Origin of the sequence: Rhizobium sp. ZW T2_16 (genome assembly GCF_044987325.1) — a bacterium.
Classification (GTDB): Bacteria; Pseudomonadota; Alphaproteobacteria; order Rhizobiales; family Rhizobiaceae; genus Neorhizobium; species Neorhizobium cellulosilyticum.
Window position 1 is genome coordinate 217,181 of sequence record NZ_JBJDRG010000005.1, and the last position, 15,984, is coordinate 233,164.

General features: G+C 61.0%; 16 protein-coding genes. 12 read left to right on the top strand and 4 right to left on the bottom strand.

Annotated elements, in window-relative coordinates; translation table 11 throughout:
• Positions 1 to 16: 16 nt before the first annotated feature.
• Positions 17 to 1,306, top strand: a complete 1,290-nt coding sequence (locus ACI3K0_RS15755) for an amidohydrolase family protein (protein WP_404945606.1) — start codon at positions 17 to 19, stop codon at positions 1,304 to 1,306.
• Here the strand turns inward: ACI3K0_RS15755 and ACI3K0_RS15760 are convergent.
• A complete protein-coding gene (locus tag ACI3K0_RS15760; protein WP_148145096.1) occupies positions 1,303 to 2,382 on the bottom strand; it encodes an ornithine cyclodeaminase in 1,080 nt (359 codons plus the stop codon). The genes ACI3K0_RS15755 and ACI3K0_RS15760 overlap by 4 nt on opposite strands.
• A complete protein-coding gene (gene rocF / locus ACI3K0_RS15765; RefSeq protein ID WP_148145095.1) occupies positions 2,382 to 3,302 on the bottom strand; it encodes an arginase in 921 nt (306 codons plus the stop codon). Before rocF ends, ACI3K0_RS15760 begins: the two co-directional genes overlap by 1 nt.
• A gap of 115 nt (positions 3,303 to 3,417) precedes the next feature.
• On the opposite strand from rocF, the gene ACI3K0_RS15770 reads away from it, so the two are divergent.
• A complete protein-coding gene (locus ACI3K0_RS15770; RefSeq protein WP_148145094.1) occupies positions 3,418 to 3,855 on the top strand; it encodes an Lrp/AsnC family transcriptional regulator in 438 nt (145 codons plus the stop codon).
• Between the two features lie 103 nt (positions 3,856 to 3,958).
• Positions 3,959 to 5,128 (top strand): pyridoxal phosphate-dependent aminotransferase, encoded by a 1,170-nt coding sequence (locus tag ACI3K0_RS15775; protein WP_206826807.1) that lies wholly within the window; start codon positions 3,959 to 3,961, stop codon positions 5,126 to 5,128.
• A 5-nt stretch (positions 5,129 to 5,133) separates the two neighbouring features.
• Here the strand turns inward: ACI3K0_RS15775 and ACI3K0_RS15780 are convergent, their stop codons facing one another.
• Entirely contained in the window at positions 5,134 to 5,805 is a 672-nt protein-coding gene (locus tag ACI3K0_RS15780; RefSeq protein ID WP_148145092.1) for a FadR/GntR family transcriptional regulator, read from the bottom strand.
• 165 nt (positions 5,806 to 5,970) lie between these two features.
• Here ACI3K0_RS15780 and ACI3K0_RS15785 point away from each other — a divergent pair, with 165 nt between their 5' ends.
• The 9 genes from ACI3K0_RS15785 to ACI3K0_RS15825 all read left to right on the top strand — a co-directional run bounded on the left by ACI3K0_RS15785 (position 5,971) and on the right by ACI3K0_RS15825 (position 14,885).
• The gene (locus ACI3K0_RS15785; RefSeq protein WP_404945607.1) at positions 5,971 to 7,530 is read left to right on the top strand and encodes a sugar ABC transporter ATP-binding protein; all 1,560 of its coding nucleotides are present in this window, start codon (positions 5,971 to 5,973) and stop codon (positions 7,528 to 7,530) included.
• A gap of 4 nt (positions 7,531 to 7,534) precedes the next feature.
• Complete coding sequence (locus tag ACI3K0_RS15790; protein ID WP_183825972.1) at positions 7,535 to 8,590, top strand: ABC transporter permease; 1,056 nt, start codon at positions 7,535 to 7,537, stop codon at positions 8,588 to 8,590.
• 115 nt (positions 8,591 to 8,705) lie between these two features.
• Positions 8,706 to 9,650 carry an ABC transporter substrate-binding protein gene (locus ACI3K0_RS15795; protein ID WP_404945608.1) on the top strand — a complete coding sequence of 315 codons (945 nt, stop codon included), beginning with the start codon at positions 8,706 to 8,708 and terminating at the stop codon, positions 9,648 to 9,650.
• Between the two features lie 69 nt (positions 9,651 to 9,719).
• Positions 9,720 to 10,727: an aldo/keto reductase gene (locus ACI3K0_RS15800; protein ID WP_148145089.1), complete on the top strand. Its 1,008-nt coding sequence runs from the start codon at positions 9,720 to 9,722 to the stop codon at positions 10,725 to 10,727.
• A gap of 4 nt (positions 10,728 to 10,731) precedes the next feature.
• Entirely contained in the window at positions 10,732 to 11,544 is an 813-nt protein-coding gene (locus ACI3K0_RS15805) for an amidohydrolase (protein ID WP_206826811.1), read from the top strand.
• Between the two features lie 9 nt (positions 11,545 to 11,553).
• On the top strand, positions 11,554 to 11,883 hold the full coding sequence (locus tag ACI3K0_RS15810; RefSeq protein WP_404945609.1) for an L-rhamnose mutarotase: 330 nt from the start codon (positions 11,554 to 11,556) through the stop codon (positions 11,881 to 11,883).
• Positions 11,884 to 11,895: 12 nt separating this feature from the next.
• Positions 11,896 to 12,630: an SDR family oxidoreductase gene (locus tag ACI3K0_RS15815; RefSeq protein ID WP_148145088.1), complete on the top strand. Its 735-nt coding sequence runs from the start codon at positions 11,896 to 11,898 to the stop codon at positions 12,628 to 12,630.
• Between the two features lie 43 nt (positions 12,631 to 12,673).
• The gene (locus ACI3K0_RS15820; RefSeq protein WP_148145087.1) at positions 12,674 to 13,519 is read left to right on the top strand and encodes a fumarylacetoacetate hydrolase family protein; all 846 of its coding nucleotides are present in this window, start codon (positions 12,674 to 12,676) and stop codon (positions 13,517 to 13,519) included.
• Between the two features lie 76 nt (positions 13,520 to 13,595).
• Positions 13,596 to 14,885 (top strand): L-fuconate dehydratase, encoded by a 1,290-nt coding sequence (locus ACI3K0_RS15825; RefSeq protein WP_183685735.1) that lies wholly within the window; start codon positions 13,596 to 13,598, stop codon positions 14,883 to 14,885.
• Positions 14,886 to 14,951: 66 nt separating this feature from the next.
• Here ACI3K0_RS15825 and ACI3K0_RS15830 read toward each other — a convergent pair whose 3' ends face one another.
• Positions 14,952 to 15,962, bottom strand: a complete 1,011-nt coding sequence (locus ACI3K0_RS15830; RefSeq protein ID WP_404945610.1) for a zinc-binding alcohol dehydrogenase family protein — start codon at positions 15,960 to 15,962, stop codon at positions 14,952 to 14,954.
• Positions 15,963 to 15,984 lie beyond the last annotated feature (22 nt).

Genomic DNA, 15,984 nt, shown 5'->3' on the forward strand with positions numbered 1-15,984 from the left:
ATTCGAGGAGTCTTTTATGTTCGATCTCATCATCAAGAACGCAAACCTGCCGGATGGCCGCAAGGGCGTCGATATCGCCGTCACCGGTGGCAAGATCACCGCGATCGAGGCCAATATTGCAGGCGAAGCGCGGGAAACGATCGATGCGACCAACCGGCTGGTCAGCACGTCCTTCGTCGATCCGCATTTTCACATGGATGCCACCCTGTCGCTCGGCCTGCCGCGGATGAACACCTCCGGCACGCTGCTGGAAGGCATTGCGCTCTGGGGCGAGCTTCGTCCGCTCTTGACCAAGGAAGCGCTGGTCCAGCGGGCGGTTGCCTATTGCGATCTCGCCGTCTCCCAAGGCCTTCTGCATATCCGCACCCATGTCGACACGTCCGATCCGCGCCTCGTCACGGCGGAAGCCATGCTGGAAGTGAAGGAGCGTGTTGCCCCTTATATCGACCTGCAGCTCGTCGCCTTCCCGCAGGACGGATATTTTCGCGCGGCGGACGGGGTCAAGTCGCTGCAACGGGCGCTCGACATGGGCGTCGATATCGTCGGCGGCATTCCGCATTTCGAGAGGACCATGCAGGATGGTGCGGCGTCCGTTGAAGCGCTTTGCCGTATTGCTGCCGATCGCGGTCTGCCGGTCGACATGCATTGCGACGAGACGGATGATCCGATGTCTCGCCATATCGAGACGCTCTCGGCCCAGACCGTGCGTTTCGGTCTGCAGGGCCGGGTTGCCGGTTCGCACCTGACCTCGATGCATTCGATGGATAATTATTACGTCTCGAAGCTGATCCCGCTGATGGCCGAAGCCGAGATCAACGTCATTCCAAACCCGCTGATCAACATCATGCTGCAGGGTCGCCACGACACCTATCCGAAGCGCCGCGGCATGACGCGGGTGCGCGAGCTGATGGCGGCGGGCCTCAATGTCTCCTTCGGCCATGACTGCGTAATGGACCCCTGGTACTCGATGGGTTCAGGCGACATGCTGGAAGTGGGCCATATGGCGATCCATGTGGCGCAGATGTCAGGCGTCGAAGACAAGAAGAAGATTTTCGATGCGCTGACCGTCAATTCGGCAAAGACGATGGGGCTGGAAAACTACGGCCTGTCGGTCGGCTGCAATGCCGATCTCGTCATGCTGCAGGCGGAGGACGTGCTGGAAGCGCTGCGGCTGAAGCCGACGCGGCTGGCCGTGATCCGTTGCGGCAAGGTGATCGCCCGCACCGAGCCGAAGATTTCGCATCTTCAGCTCGATGGACGTCCGGGGGAGATCGATATGGGCCGTAATCCGACTAGCCGGGGTTAGGCGATAGCCGCTTCCGGTGAAGTCTGCGCAGCCGCCTGCCGGCGCAGCAACATGCCGAAAAGGTCGCGCGGCTCGTCCGGGTCGGCCACAAGGTCGAGCTTTTCGAAGCGCGTGCTGCCCTTCAGCTTGTCATAGACGTAACGGAGGGCGGAAAAGTCTTCCGTTGCGAAGCCGACGCTGTCGAAGAGTGTGATCTGCGTGTCGCTCTCGCGGCCGGTCGTCTGGCCGGTAATGACCTTCCAGAGTTCGGTGACCGGATGATCGGGGGCAAGCTGCTGGATTTCGCCTTCGATGCGGGTTTGCGGCGGGTATTCGACGAAGATCGACGAGCGCAACAGGATGTCCCGGTGCAGCTCGGTCTTGCCGGGGCAATCGCCGCCGACGGCGTTGATATGCACGCCGGGGCCGATCATGTTGTCGGAAAGGATCGTTGCATTCTGTTTGTCGGCGGTGGCTGTGGTGATGATCTGCGCCCCTTCAACCGCTTCTTCCGCTGAGCGGCAGGCGGTGATGTTCAGACCAAGATGCGAAAGGTTGCGGCGGCAGCGCTCCGCGGCGGCCGGGTCGATATCGTAGAGGCGCAGGTTTTCGATGCCGAGAAGTGAGCGGAAGGCGAGCGCCTGGAACTCGCTTTGGGCGCCGTTGCCGATCAGCGCCATGGTTTTTGCGCCCTTGGGCGCGAGGTGCTTTGCGGCGACCGCCGATGTGGCGGCGGTGCGCAGCGCAGTCAGGATCGTCATCTCCGACAGAAGCAGCGGATAACCGCTCTCGACATCGGACAGCACGCCAAAGGCGGTCACCGTCTGGCGGCCGCTTTTCGTGTTCTTCGGATGGCCGTTGACATATTTGAAGGCGTAGAGCGTGCCGTCACTTGCCGGCATCAGTTCGATCACGCCATCACGCGAATGCGAGGCGATGCGGGCGACCTTGTCGAACAGCTCCCAACGCCGAAAATCCTCCTCCACATAGGCGGCGAGCTCCTTCAGGAACGTCTCGGTGCCGGTGGACAGCACGAGATCCATCATGTTCTCGACGCTGATGAAGGGGACGATGTTGAGATTCTGTTCGGCCGGCATCAGTTACTCCTTGTCGGTCGGTCGAGGACGGTGCGTCCCATCAGGCTGGCGGTGAGATCGACGAGAAGCGTGGCGGTGCGGCCGCGATCGTCGAGGAAGGGGTTGAGTTCGACCAGATCGAGGCTGGTGACGAGGCCGCTGTCATGCAGCATTTCCATCACCAGATGCGCCTCGCGAAAAGTGGCGCCGCCCGGAACGGTGGTGCCGACAGCGGGCGCAATCGAGGGGTCGAGAAAATCGACGTCGAGGCTGACATGCAGCATGCCGTTTGCCGCTTCCACCTGTTCGATGAAGCGCCGGACGAGAACGGCGACGCCGTGTTCGTCGATGCTGCGCATGTCGTGCACGGTGACGGCATTGCGTTTGATCGTTTCACGTTCGGCGGGATCGACGCTGCGGATGCCGATCATGCAGAGATTGGCCGGGTCGACGGCATGGGAAAGCGGTGGCAGGTAGCCTTCAAAGCCGGGCTGGCCGGTGTAATAGGCGGCGGGGAGGCCGTGAAGGTTGCCGCTGGTGGTGGATTCCAACGTGTGGAAATCCGTGTGCGCGTCGAGCCAGAGGACGAAGAGCGGGCGGCCCTCATCGGCCGCATGGCGGGCGACACCGGCGATAGTGCCGGCGGAGAGCGCATGATCGCCGCCCATGAAGATCGGCATGCCTTTGCCCGCTTCACGATAGGCGACATCGGTCAGGAGTTTCGTCCAGGCGGCGATCTGCGGCAGGTTGCGCACAGCCGGGTTGGGGTGGCGGATGTCGGGAAGCTCATCAATGACGACATTGCCGATATCGGTGACCTCGTGGCCGAGACCTTTGAGCGCGCCCGCAAGATCTGCGACGCGCAGCGCGCTCGGTCCCATTTCGCAGCCAAGTTGGGACGCGCCGTCCTGAAGAGGAATACCTATCAGTCTGCAATGCATTGTGTCACTCCGTTTCCTGAAAATGATCATGGTTATCTGGCGGATTGAATAGATCGATTTGCCAAAATCGATAAAATGGCTTTCCATTTCGGCAGCATGATCTATCAATCTGTTCATGGATGAATTCGACCACAAGCTGGTGACGCTTTTGCGTCACGATGCCCGCCGCAGCATTTCGGATCTGGCGGCCGACCTCGGTACGTCAAGGGCGACGGTGCGGGCACGCATGGAAAAGCTGGAGCGAAACCGCGACGTTCTAGGTTATACGGTGATCCTCAGGGCCGATGCGGTGGAGCTGCCGGTGCGCGGCATCATGATGGTGGAGATCGAGGGGCGTGTTGCCGACCGGGTGATCCAGACGCTGGGCGGTTTTCCCGAGGTTTCCGAGATACACACCACCAATGGACGTTGGGATCTGATCGTCGAACTGGGGACTGCGACGCTGGCTGATTTCGACAATGTGCTTCGTCGCATAAGGCTTGTTCAGGGCATCACGGCCAGCGAAACGAACCTGCTTCTGGCGACGCCGCGTAGCACACGAGCGCGGCTCTGAGCATTTTCGCGTGCCGCGCCGGTTCTGCCCGTTGACGGCCACAATCGACGCGCTTAGTCCTTGCGCCCTGCAATTTGATTTTCTTCAAGTCGAGACACCCTCCATGAATTTTATCAGACCGGATATCAGCGCCCGCGCCGCGTCAGCACCGCGCAGCGGTATTGGCGAGATTGTCACCTATGCCAGAGGGCGCGAGAACCTGATGCCGCTCTGGATCGGCGAGGGTGACCTGCCGACGCCGGATTTCATCACCAAGACGGCGGCGGATGCGCTTGTCGCGGGTGAGACCTTCTATACGTGGACGCAGGGCATTCCCGAGCTTCGCCAGGCAATCGTGCGTTATTACCAGCGCCATTACGCAAACGAGCTTTCGGTCGACAATATCTATGTGACCGGGTCGGGCATGCAGTCGATCGTGCTGGCGATCCAGGCGACGGTCTCGGCCGGTGACGAGATCATCTATTTTTCGCCGTCATGGCCGAATGCGATGCATGCCGCTTTGGTGGCTGAGGTGAAGCCGAAAGCCGTTGCGCTGGATTTCGTCGACGGGCAATGGAAAATCGATATCGATCGCCTCGCTTCTGCGATCACGCCGAAGACCAAGGCGTTGTTCATCAACTCGCCGTCTAACCCGACCGGCTGGACAGCAACGAAGGAAGATCTGGCCGCCGTGCTCGATCTGGCGCGCAAGCATGGTCTCTGGATCATCGCCGACGAGATCTATGGTCTTTATTATTTCGATGGCGCCCGCGCGCCGTCCTTCATGGATGTTATGGATAAGGATGATCGGATCATCTTTGCCCAGTCGTTTTCAAAGAACTGGTGCATGACCGGCTGGCGCGTCGGCTGGATGGTGGCGCCGGCGGAAATCGGCCAGACGCTGACAAATCTCATCCAGTATTCAACCTCCGGCGTGGCGCAGTTCATGCAGAAGGGGGCGATCGTGGCGCTGGATCAGGGCGACGATTTCGTCCGCACCAATATCGAGCGGGCGCGGACCTCGCGCGACATCCTCTGCGATGCGCTGGTGGCGACGAACCGGGTCGAGACCGGTCGTCCGCCGGGCGCGCTCTACGCCTTCCTGAAAATCGACGGCGTGACGGATGCGCGTGCGGAAGCCTTCAAAATCGTTGATGCGACGGGTGTGGGTCTTGCACCGGGTACGGCCTTCGGCCTAGGTGGCGAAACCTTCCTGCGCGCCTGTTATCTGCGTGATCCCAAGCAGATCGATGACGCTGCCGAGCGGTTGAGCGGCTATATCCGCGCGCTTTAAAGCTCTCAGTTTTCAAGCCAGCGGCGGCCTGACGCAGTGAGGTGCGAATGCATCGCCGCCTGTGCTGCCAGTGGATCGCGGGCTTCCAGCGCCGCCAATATGGCGTGGTGTTCGGTAAGTGCTGCCGTCCAGCTATCGGCCGTCTCGAAATGGCCGCGGATGCCGGCAGATAGCGGGCTGTGGCGTTCGTCGAACAGGTTTTCGACGATCTCCGCAAACAGCGTGTTGCCGGTGCTTTCCGCGATGATCAGGTGGAAGGCCCGGTCCTGTTCGATCGGTTTTCGCGTGTTGGCGATATCGTCCGCCATGGCATTGAGTGTCGCGCGCAGCATGACCAGCGTCTTTTCCGACATCGTTGCTGCTGCCTGGACAATGATGGCGCTTTCAATGACGGCGCGCGCCTGCATCAGTTCCGACGGGCTTTCACCCAGGGATCGGCCGTTGCCGGCCGGTTTTGTTGTGTTGAGCACGTAGATGCCCGACCCCATGCGGATCTCGATCGTACCGTCGATTTCGAGCGCGATCAGCGCCTCCCGAAGCGAAGGGCGTGAGACGCCGAGTTGCTGGGCGAGTTCGCGCTCTGCGGGCAGGCGTGCGCCGGCCTGATAATCTCCCCTGGCGATAAGCTGCCGGACGCGGTCTGCAGTCTGCTGGTAGAGGCGTCGTGTATCCGTCATTGAGGTCTGGCCAATTGCGTATTTAACAAGCAGTTGTCCGTCAATTGGCGTCAATAATTGGCATGATGCAAGAAAAATCTGCAAATTGGCTTGACCAAATGACGCGGCCGCGATTTGATAATCCGCAAGAGCCCTGGGAAGCTCTTGCGCGAAGAGGAGATCGCGATGGGAGGAGTGCCGCAACCTGCAGGCATGGCTGGTCATCCCGTTGGGCATGCCGTGCTGTTGAAGCTTGAGGGTGTGTCCAAGGAATTTCCGGGCGTAAAGGCGCTGTCGGGCGTCAGTTTCGATCTGCGCGCCGGCGAGGTGCATGCCGTCTGTGGAGAGAACGGGGCGGGAAAATCGACGCTGATGAAGATCATCAGCGGCGTCTACCAGCCGAATTCCGGTTCGATCACCTTCAAGGGTGAGCCGGTGCAGTTTGCCTCGACGCTTCAATCGGAAGCGGCCGGCATTGCCATCATCCACCAGGAACTCAATCTCGTTCCGCATCTGACAGTGGCGGAAAACATCTATCTCGCCCGCGAACCGCGGCGCGGTTTTCTCGTCGACCGGAGACGACTGATCGCCGACGCAAAACGCTGTCTCGACCGGCTTGGCGTCGATATCGATCCGAATGTTCAGGTGCGCACGTTGTCGGTCGCACAGTGTCAGATGGTGGAAATCGCCAAGGCGCTGTCGCTCGATGCGACCGTGCTGATCATGGACGAGCCGACCTCGTCGCTGACCGAGCAGGAGGCACAGCTTCTGTTCAAGGTGATCCGCGACCTGAAAGCCCAGGGCACCGGCATCATCTATATCTCGCACCGGTTGGACGAGATGGCGGAGATCGTCGATCGCGTCACCGTGCTGCGTGACGGGCGCTATATCTCGACCGATGATTTTTCTTCGCTGACTGTCGACGACATCGTGGCGCGGATGGTGGGGCGGTCGCTGGAGGACAAGTTTCCCGAGCCGACGCGGGTGCCGGGCGACAAGGTGATCTTTTCCGCAACCGGCCTGACCAGTCGCGGCGTGTTTTCCGACATCAATTTCGAGATCCGCTGTGGCGAGATCCTCGGCTTTGCCGGGCTGATGGGGGCGGGGCGCACGGAAGTGGCGCGTGCCATATTCGGCGCCGATCCGCTCGATGCCGGCACGATCACGCTCGATGGCGGTGAATTGAAGATTTCCGATCCGCGCAGCGCCATCGAGGCGGGGATTGCCTATCTTTCCGAAGACCGCAAGGCGCAGGGGCTGGCGGTGAAAATGCCGGTCGATGCCAACCTGGTGATGGCGCGGATGGGCGCGGTTGCGAGCCGTTTCGGCGTGATCGACCGCAAGCGGCATCGCGAGGCGGGGCAGCGTTATGTCGATCTTTTGAACATTCGCACGCCGAGCCTCAGCCAGCCGGTTCGGCTGCTTTCCGGCGGCAACCAGCAGAAGATCATCATCGGCAAATGGCTGTTTCGCGAGCCGCGGATCATGTTCTTCGATGAGCCGACGCGCGGCATCGATGTCGGGGCGAAATTCGCCATCTACCAGATCATGGACGAGCTTGCGGCACGTGGCATCGGTATCGTGCTGATCAGTTCCGAACTGCCGGAAGTGCTAGGCATGTCCGATCGCATCGCCGTGTTCCATGGCGGGCGGATCACCGCGACGCTCGAGACTAGGGCGACCTCCCAGGAGGAAATCATGCATTACGCGTCCGGCAGCGGCCGCCGCGGAGAACAGGGATTGTGAGTATATGGCCGATATGACCAGCGAAAAACCGGCGCAGCAGCCGGCCCCGAAGGCCGCCGGTCAAGGGCGTCGCCTGAGCGAGCGGCAGAAGGATATCATCCAGAAATTTGCAGCACTCGGCAGCCTGCTAGTGCTGGCGGCAGTGTTTTCCGCCACAAGCAGCGCCTTCTTCACCGTCGGCAACGGCATGACGATTGCGCTGCAGGTGACCTCGATTGCGCTGCTCGGCATAGGTGCGACCTATGTCATCATCACCGGCGGCATCGATCTGTCGGTTGGATCGGTTCTGGCGCTGGCCGGCGTGGTGGCCGCACTGGCTGTCAAGGAACTGCAGCTGCCGATCTGGATCGGCATGCTGCTCGGCATTCTCACCGGCTCGCTCTGCGGGCTGATCAACGGGTTCGTCATCACCCAGTTGAAGCTACCGCCCTTCATTGCAACGCTCGGCATGATGCTGATTGCGCGTGGTGTGGCGCTACAGATCACCGGCGCTCGTGCTGTGTCCGGCCTTGGTGAGGCTTTTGGCGAGCTGGGTAACGGTTCTCTGTTCCGGATCGAATCCATCGACGACCAGGGATTTCCGGTCGTGACCTTTCCCGGCATTCCCTATCCGGTGGTGCTGATGATCGTCATCGCTTTCATCGCCGCTTTCGTGCTGAACCGCACGGTGCTTGGTCGCTATATCTACGCGATAGGCTCCAATGCCGATGCGGCGCGGCTCTCGGGTGTCAACGTTTCGCGCGTGACTGCCTTTACCTATGTCGTGTCGGGAACGCTTGCAGGGCTGACTGGCTGCGTGCTGATGTCCCGCCTCGTCACCGCGCAGCCCAATGAGGGCGTGGCTTATGAGCTTGACGCGATTGCCAGCGCCGTGATCGGCGGCACGTCGCTGATCGGCGGTGTCGGGACGATTTCCGGCACGATGATCGGTGCCTTCGTCATCGGCATATTGCGCAACGGATTGAACATGAACGGCGTCTCCGCCTTCACCCAGCAGATCATCATCGGCCTCGTCATTCTGGTCACCGTCTGGATCGATCAGCTGCGCAATCGCCGCTGAAGATAAGGGAACGGCCGGGGGCCGGGCCTGACTAAGGAAGCCACGGGGAGGGGAGGAGCCTTCCCTTTAAACGGACCTTTGAGGGATATCCCGGGGTCATTCGAGGAGGAAAGACATGCGTAGACTTGCAACGGTCCTGATGGCGTCGGCTCTTGCCTTTGCCGGGACGACAGCCGCGTCGGCCGGCGAAATCGCCGTCATCGTCAAGACGGTCAACTCGACCTTCTGGCAGAACGTGCAGAAGGGTGCGGAAGCCGCGATCGGCGGTGCCAAGGGCGAACACACGATGACCTTCCAGGGCCCGGCGGCGGAATCCGCCATCGCCGACGAGGTCAACATGGTCGAGAATGCCGTCAACCGTAAGGTGGCGGCGATCCTGCTTGCGCCGTCGGATCCGGATGCGCTTGTGCCGGCGGTGAAGAAGGCTTGGGAAGCGCGTATCCCGGTCGTCATTATCGACAGCCAGCTTTCCGCGGGGTCAGACAAATATTACCAGTCCTTCCTCGCCACCGATAACAGCAAGGCCGGCGAGCTTGCCGCCAAGGCGCTGATCGAAAAGGTCGGCACGACCGGCAAGATCGCCGTCATGTCCTATGTTGCCGGTGCCGGCTCGGAAATCGGCCGCGTCGGCGGTTTCACCGATTACATTAAGGCCAATTCCAAGCTGGAAATCGTCGGGCCTTATTATTCGCAGTCGCAGATGGCGACCGCGCTGAACCAGACCACCGACGTTCTGGCCGCCAACAGCGACCTGAAGGGTATTTTCGGCGCCAACGAACCGACGGCAATCGGCATGGGCCGGGCGATCAAGCAGGCGGGCAAGGCGGGCAAGGTGGTTGCCATCGGCTTTGACGGAAACCAGGACCTGCAGGAATTCGTCAAGGACGGAACGCTGACCGCCACCGTCGTTCAGGGATCCTACCAGATGGGCGAAAAGGGCATCCAGACGCTGCTTTCGATCCTTGGCAAGCAGAAGGTCGAGAAGACCGTCGATACCGGCGTCGTCGTGGTGACGAAGGACAATATCGACAAGCCGGAAGCCAAGAACGTTCTCTACTAAACAGACCGGCGCGCGGGCGCCTCAATGCCCGCGCGCTCCCTTCTATCACGATCTGGATTTCAGGACATCATGAAGGTTTCGGACAGGCGCAGGCTGCGCAATCGCAACGTCTCGTTCACGCTTATGGGGCTGGGCTGTGCCCAGATGGGCAATCTCTACCGGCTGACCCCCTATCAGGAATCGCTCAGTGCCTTCGAGGCTGCGTGGGATGCCGGCATCCGCTATTTCGATACGGCGCCCTTTTATGGCTATACCCGCTCGGAACGCCGGCTCGGGACGATGGTGACGGATCGGGCGCGGGACGATTATGTGCTGAGCACCAAGGTCGGGCGGCTGATGCTGCCGGATAACAGTGTCGGGCCGGAAGAGGATGCCTTCGTCGCGCCGCTGCCGTTTCGGCCGACCTATGATTACGGTTATGACGCGATCCTGCGCTCTTTCGAGGACAGCCGCCAGCGGCTCGGCATGTTTGCGCCCGACGTGCTTTTTGTCCACGATATCGGCCGCGCCACCCATGGGGATCGTCACCAGCATTACTGGGACCAGTTGACCAAGGGCGGCGGGTTCCGGGCGCTTGGCGAATTGCGTGAGGCAGGTCTGATCAAGGCGATCGGGCTCGGCGTCAACGAATGGCAGGCGATCGCCGATGCGATGGACGAATGCGATATCGACGTGTCGATGCTGGCTGGGCGCTATACGCTCTTGGAACAGGAGAGCTTGGCCCTGCTCGACCGCTGCCACCGCGAAGGTGTCGGGATCGTTGTTGCGGGCGCGTTCAATTCCGGGCTTCTCGCCGGAAACCGAAAGTTCAATTATGCCGAGGCTCCGGCCGATATTCTCGCCCGTGTCGGCGAGATCGAGGCTGCCTGCGAGGCTGAAGGCGTTGCCATGCAGGCGGCGGCCCTCGCCTTTCCGGCGCTACATCCGGCCGTCGTCAGTGTCGTTTCGGGCGCACGCAACGCCGAGCAGATGAAGGCCAATGTCGACTGGTTCGAGCAGGAAATTCCAGCTTCGTTCTGGACCCGATTGCAGGACAAGGGTGTGATCGCTGCCGATGCATCGGTTTCGGGTGGCTGAGACGATGATCATCGATGCCCACCAGCATTTCTGGCTGCTGAAGGATCGCAAAGGCGGCTGGCCGCCACCCGAGCTTGCCGCCATTCACCGCGATTTCTTGCCCGCAGATCTGACATCGGAGATCGACGGTGCCGGCGTCGGCGGCACGATCCTCGTGCAATCGATGCCGAGTGTCGAGGATACGCGGTTCATGCTGGGCCTCGCCGAGAAGAGCGATACCATTCTCGGTGTCGTCGGCTGGGTGGAGATGAAGGCCCCGGATGCGCCGGAGGTGATCGCCGATCTTGCAAAAGCGCCGAAGTTGAAGGGACTGCGGCCGATGCTGCAGAATATCGCCGATCCCGACTGGATCGACGATCCGGCGCTAGAGCCGGCTGTCGAGGCGATGATGGCGCATTATCTGGTGTTCGATGCGCTGGTGCTGGAGCCGCATCTTTCGGCCCTGCATGCCTTCGCCCGCCGTCATCCCGGGCTGCCTGTCGTCATCGATCATGGGGCGAAGCCGCGGATTGCCACGGGACATTATCGCGACTGGCGGCATGCGATGTTGCGGCTCTGCGAACTCGACAATGTTTGCTGCAAGCTTTCCGGCCTGTTGACCGAAGCGGGTGGGCAGAAGCCAGAGGCGCTGCGGCCCTATATCGAGACCATTCTTGAATTGTTCGGAGTTGACCGGGTGATCTGGGGTAGCGACTGGCCGGTCGTCAATCTGGCTGGAAACTATGCCGGATGGATCGCTCAATGCCGCGCGATCGTTCCCCAAGCCGATCACGATGCGGTGTTCGGCAGCAATGCTCGGCGCTTCTATCGATTGTGAGGAAATGAGATGCAGAGAATGGGGATGGTGATTGGTCTCGCGCCGGAAAAGATCGAGGAATATAAGGCGCTGCATGCTGCCGTGTCTCCCGAGATCCTTGATCTCATATCGCGCTGCAATATCTCCAACTACTCGATATTCCTGCGCGAACCGGAGAACCTGCTGTTCGGTTACTGGGAATATCATGGTACTGATTTCGCTGCAGATATGGCGAAAATGGCAGCGAGCGAGAAGAACCAGGAATGGTGGTCGTACTGTATTCCCTGCCAAAGACCTTTCGCAACGCGAAAGGATGGGGAATGGTGGGCATCGATGGATGAGGTGTTCCATCTGGACTGAAAGGGAGAAGACATGACAGGTAAGCTAGGAGGCAAGGTGGTCGTGGTGACCGCCGCCGGTCAGGGGATAGGACGGGCCAGCGCATTGGCCTATGCCGAAGCGGGCGCACAAGTCTGGGCGACCGATATCAATGAGGAAGCGCTTTCGACGCTGACGGGCAGCACCAATATCGAAACGGCAAAGCTCGATGTGCTCGACAGCGCATCGGTAACGGCATTCTTCGAGCGTGTCGGCGCGATCGATGTACTGTTCAACTGCGCCGGTGTCGTGCATGGCGGCTCGGTGCTGGAGATGACGGACAAGGATCTCGATTTCGCCTTCGATCTCAATGTCCGCGCCATGGTGCGCACGATCAAGGCTGTGCTGCCGGGCATGCTGGAGCGCGGCGACGGCACGATCATCAACATGGCCTCGATCGCTTCCAGCTCCAAGGGCGTACCGAACCGCTGCGCCTATGGCACGACCAAGGCTGCCGTGATCGGGCTGACCAAGGCGATTGCAGCTGACTACGTGACACGCGGCATTCGCTGCAACGCTATCTGCCCCGGTACGGTGGAAAGCCCGTCCTTGGAACAGCGCATGCGTGCCCAGGGCAATTACGAGGAGGCGCGTGCGGCATTTATCGCCCGCCAGCCGATGGGGCGCCTCGGCAGCCCTGAAGAAATTGCGGAACTGGCGGTCTATCTCGCCGGCGCTACCTACACGACCGGGCAGGCCGTCGGCATCGACGGCGGCTGGTCGATCTGAGCCATTTTTGAAAAGCGAAGTTTGAATTGAAAGGACTATTCCGATGAAATTCCTGCGTTATGGCGCGCCCGGCGCTGAAAAGCCTGCGATCGTCGATGCCGACGGCAAGATCCGTGATCTTTCCGCACATGTCTCCGATCTTTCTGGTGCAGCGCTCTCCCCGGATGCGCTGGCGAAACTCGGCGCTGTCGATGCAAAGAGCCTGCCGCTAGTCGAAGGTTCGCCGCGTCTTGGCCCCTGCGTGGCCGGTACCGGCAAGTTCATCTGCATCGGCCTCAACTATTCCGACCACGCCGCCGAGACAGGCGCGACCGTGCCGCCGGAGCCGATCATCTTCATGAAGGCGTCTTCGGCCATCGTCGGCCCGAACGATGACGTCGTCATTCCGCGCGGTTCCGAAAAGACCGACTGGGAAGTCGAGCTCGGCGTCGTCATCGGCAAGACGGCGAAATACGTTTCGGAGGACGATGCGCTGGATTACGTCGCCGGCTATTGCCTGACCAATGACGTTTCCGAACGTGCCTTCCAGGCCGAGCGTTCCGGCCAGTGGACCAAGGGGAAATCCTGCGACACGTTCGGACCGCTCGGCCCCTGGCTGGTGACCAAGGACGAGATTCCTGATCCGCAGAACCTCGGCATGTGGCTGACGGTGAACGGCGAGAAGATGCAGGATGGCTCGTCGAAGACCATGGTCTACGGCGTCAAGTTCCTTGTCTCGTATCTCAGCCAGTTCATGTCGCTGCATCCGGGCGATGTCATCTCCACCGGCACGCCTCCGGGCGTCGGCCTTGGCATGAAGCCGCCGCGCTTCCTCAAGGCCGGTGATGTCGTCGAACTCGGCATCGAAGGCCTCGGCAGCCAGAAGCAGACCTTCGTCGCCGATATCTAAGACGACCGATCGGCGCGCCGGTTTGGAGGCTGGCGCGCCGATTTTTAGACCAAATAAGCCGGCAGAGGAGGCCGCAATGACCCGCATCACCAATCTTCGTGTTTTCGATCTGCGCTTCCCGACTTCGGCAAGCCTTGACGGGTCGGATGCGATGAACCCCGATCCGGATTATTCGGCGGCCTATGTCATCCTCGAAACCGATCGCGACGGGATCGAGGGCCACGGCCTGACCTTTACCATCGGCCGCGGCAACGACATCGTCTGCATGGCGATCGAGGCTATGCGCCATCTGGTGATCGGCAAGGACTTAGCCGAAATGCGCGCTAGCCCCGGCAAATTCTGGCGGCACCTGACGGGCGACAGCCAGTTGCGCTGGATCGGGCCGGATAAGGGGGCGATGCATCTGGCGACCGGTGCCGTGGTCAACGCGCTCTGGGATGCGCTCGCCAAAGAGGCGGGCATGCCGGTGTGGAAATTTGTAGCGACAATGTCGCCGGAAGAGATCGCCGATATCGTCGATTATCGGTATCTCACCGATGCGCTGACCCGCGACGAGGCGATCGACATCCTGCGCAAGGCGGAGAAGGGCAAAGCGGAGCGGATCGCCATTCTCGAGCGTGAAGGTTATGCCTGCTACACGACTTCGGCGGGCTGGCTCGGTTATCCCGACGACAAGCTACGCCGGCTGGCGCAGGAGGCAGTCGATGCCGGGTTCAGCCATGTGAAGATGAAGGTCGGGCGCGATCTGGAAGACGATATCCGCAGGCTTACCATTTGCCGTGAAGTGATCGGGCCGGATCGCTATATGATGATCGATGCCAACCAGGTCTGGGATGTCGACCAGGCGATCGACTGGGTGAAGGCGCTGGCCTTTGCCAAGCCGTTCTTCATCGAGGAGCCGACCAGCCCGGACGATGTGGCGGGGCATAAGAAGATCCGCGAGGCGATCGCGCCGGTGAAGGTGGCGACCGGCGAAATGTGCCAGAACCGCATCATGTTCAAGCAGTTCATCGCCGAGGGCGCGATCGATATAGTGCAGATCGATGCCTGCCGCATGGGCGGGCTGAACGAGGTGCTGGCGGTGCTCTTGATCGCCGCGAAATTCGGCAAGGCGGTATGGCCGCATGCCGGGGGTGTGGGCTTATGCGAATATGTGCAGCATCTGTCGATGATCGACTACATCGCCGTCTCCGGTACCAAGGAGGGACGCGTGATCGAATATGTCGATCATCTGCACGAACATTTCGTTGATCCCTGCGTGATCAAGGACGCCGCCTATATGCCGCCGTCGCGGCCGGGCTTTTCGATCGAGATGAAGCCGCAGTCGATCGAAGCTTATCAGTTCGGTAGACCCAAAGCGGCGTGAACGTGCATCGACACTGGATATGAAAAAGGCGCCTTCCGGCGCCTTTTTCTATTGGGTGGTGAGGCTTCAAACCTCCAGAATGGCCTTGATCACGCCGGCTTCCGGTTTCGACCATTCGGAAAACAGCGCGACTGCGTCGGACAGCGGTGCACGATGGGTGTTAAGCGCGCGGGTCGGAACCTTACCGGCCTCGATCTGGCGCACGACTTCGGCAAAATCATCCGGCTGGGCGTTGCGGCTGGCGATCAGCGTTGCCTCGCGCTTGTGGAATTCCGGGTCGGAGAAGGTGATGTCCTGGCGGACGACGGAGAGCAGCACGTAACGTGCGCCATGGGCGAGGAAATGGAAGCCGCGCTGCATGGGGATGGCGTTGCCGGTGGCGTCGATGACGACATCGTACCATTCGCCGCCGGTCTGCCGCTCGGCGACCTGTTCCGCGTCTGCATCGGCAAAGATCGTCGCGTCTGCGCCGAGTTTTTCGACGGCAAAAGTGAGCCGGTCGTCGCGCGTATCCATGACGGTGACATGGGCGCCGCGGGCCTTGGCAAAGATGATCGCCGACATGCCGATCGGGCCTGAGCCGGTGACGAGCACGCGATCCTCGGACGTGATCGCGCCGCGCTTGACGCCATGGGCGCCGATGGCGAGAAATTCGATCATTGCCGCGTCTTCGAGCGGGATATTGCCGGTCGGGATGACGTTTTCTTCCGGCACGCAGAGATATTCGGCCATGCCGCCATCGCTGTGGACGCCCAGCACCGAGATGTTGCGACAGGCATTGCTGATGCCGCGGCGGCAGGCCTGGCAGGTGCCGCAGGAAAGATAGGGGACGATATAGACCGGCTCACCGGCCTTGAGCAGGCTTCCCGCCGGTGTTTCCGCCACGGTGCCGGACAGTTCGTGGCCCATGACGCGCGGATATTCGAGAAACGGGTGCTTGCCGGCGAAAATATGGAAATCGGTGCCGCAGATGCCGACATGGCGGATGCGGACCTTGACTTCGCCTTCGCCGCGCACCGGCTCGGGACGATCCTCCAGCGCGAGACGGCTTGGCTCGATGCAGACAAGCGCTTTCATGGTGAACTCCTGGGATAGTATG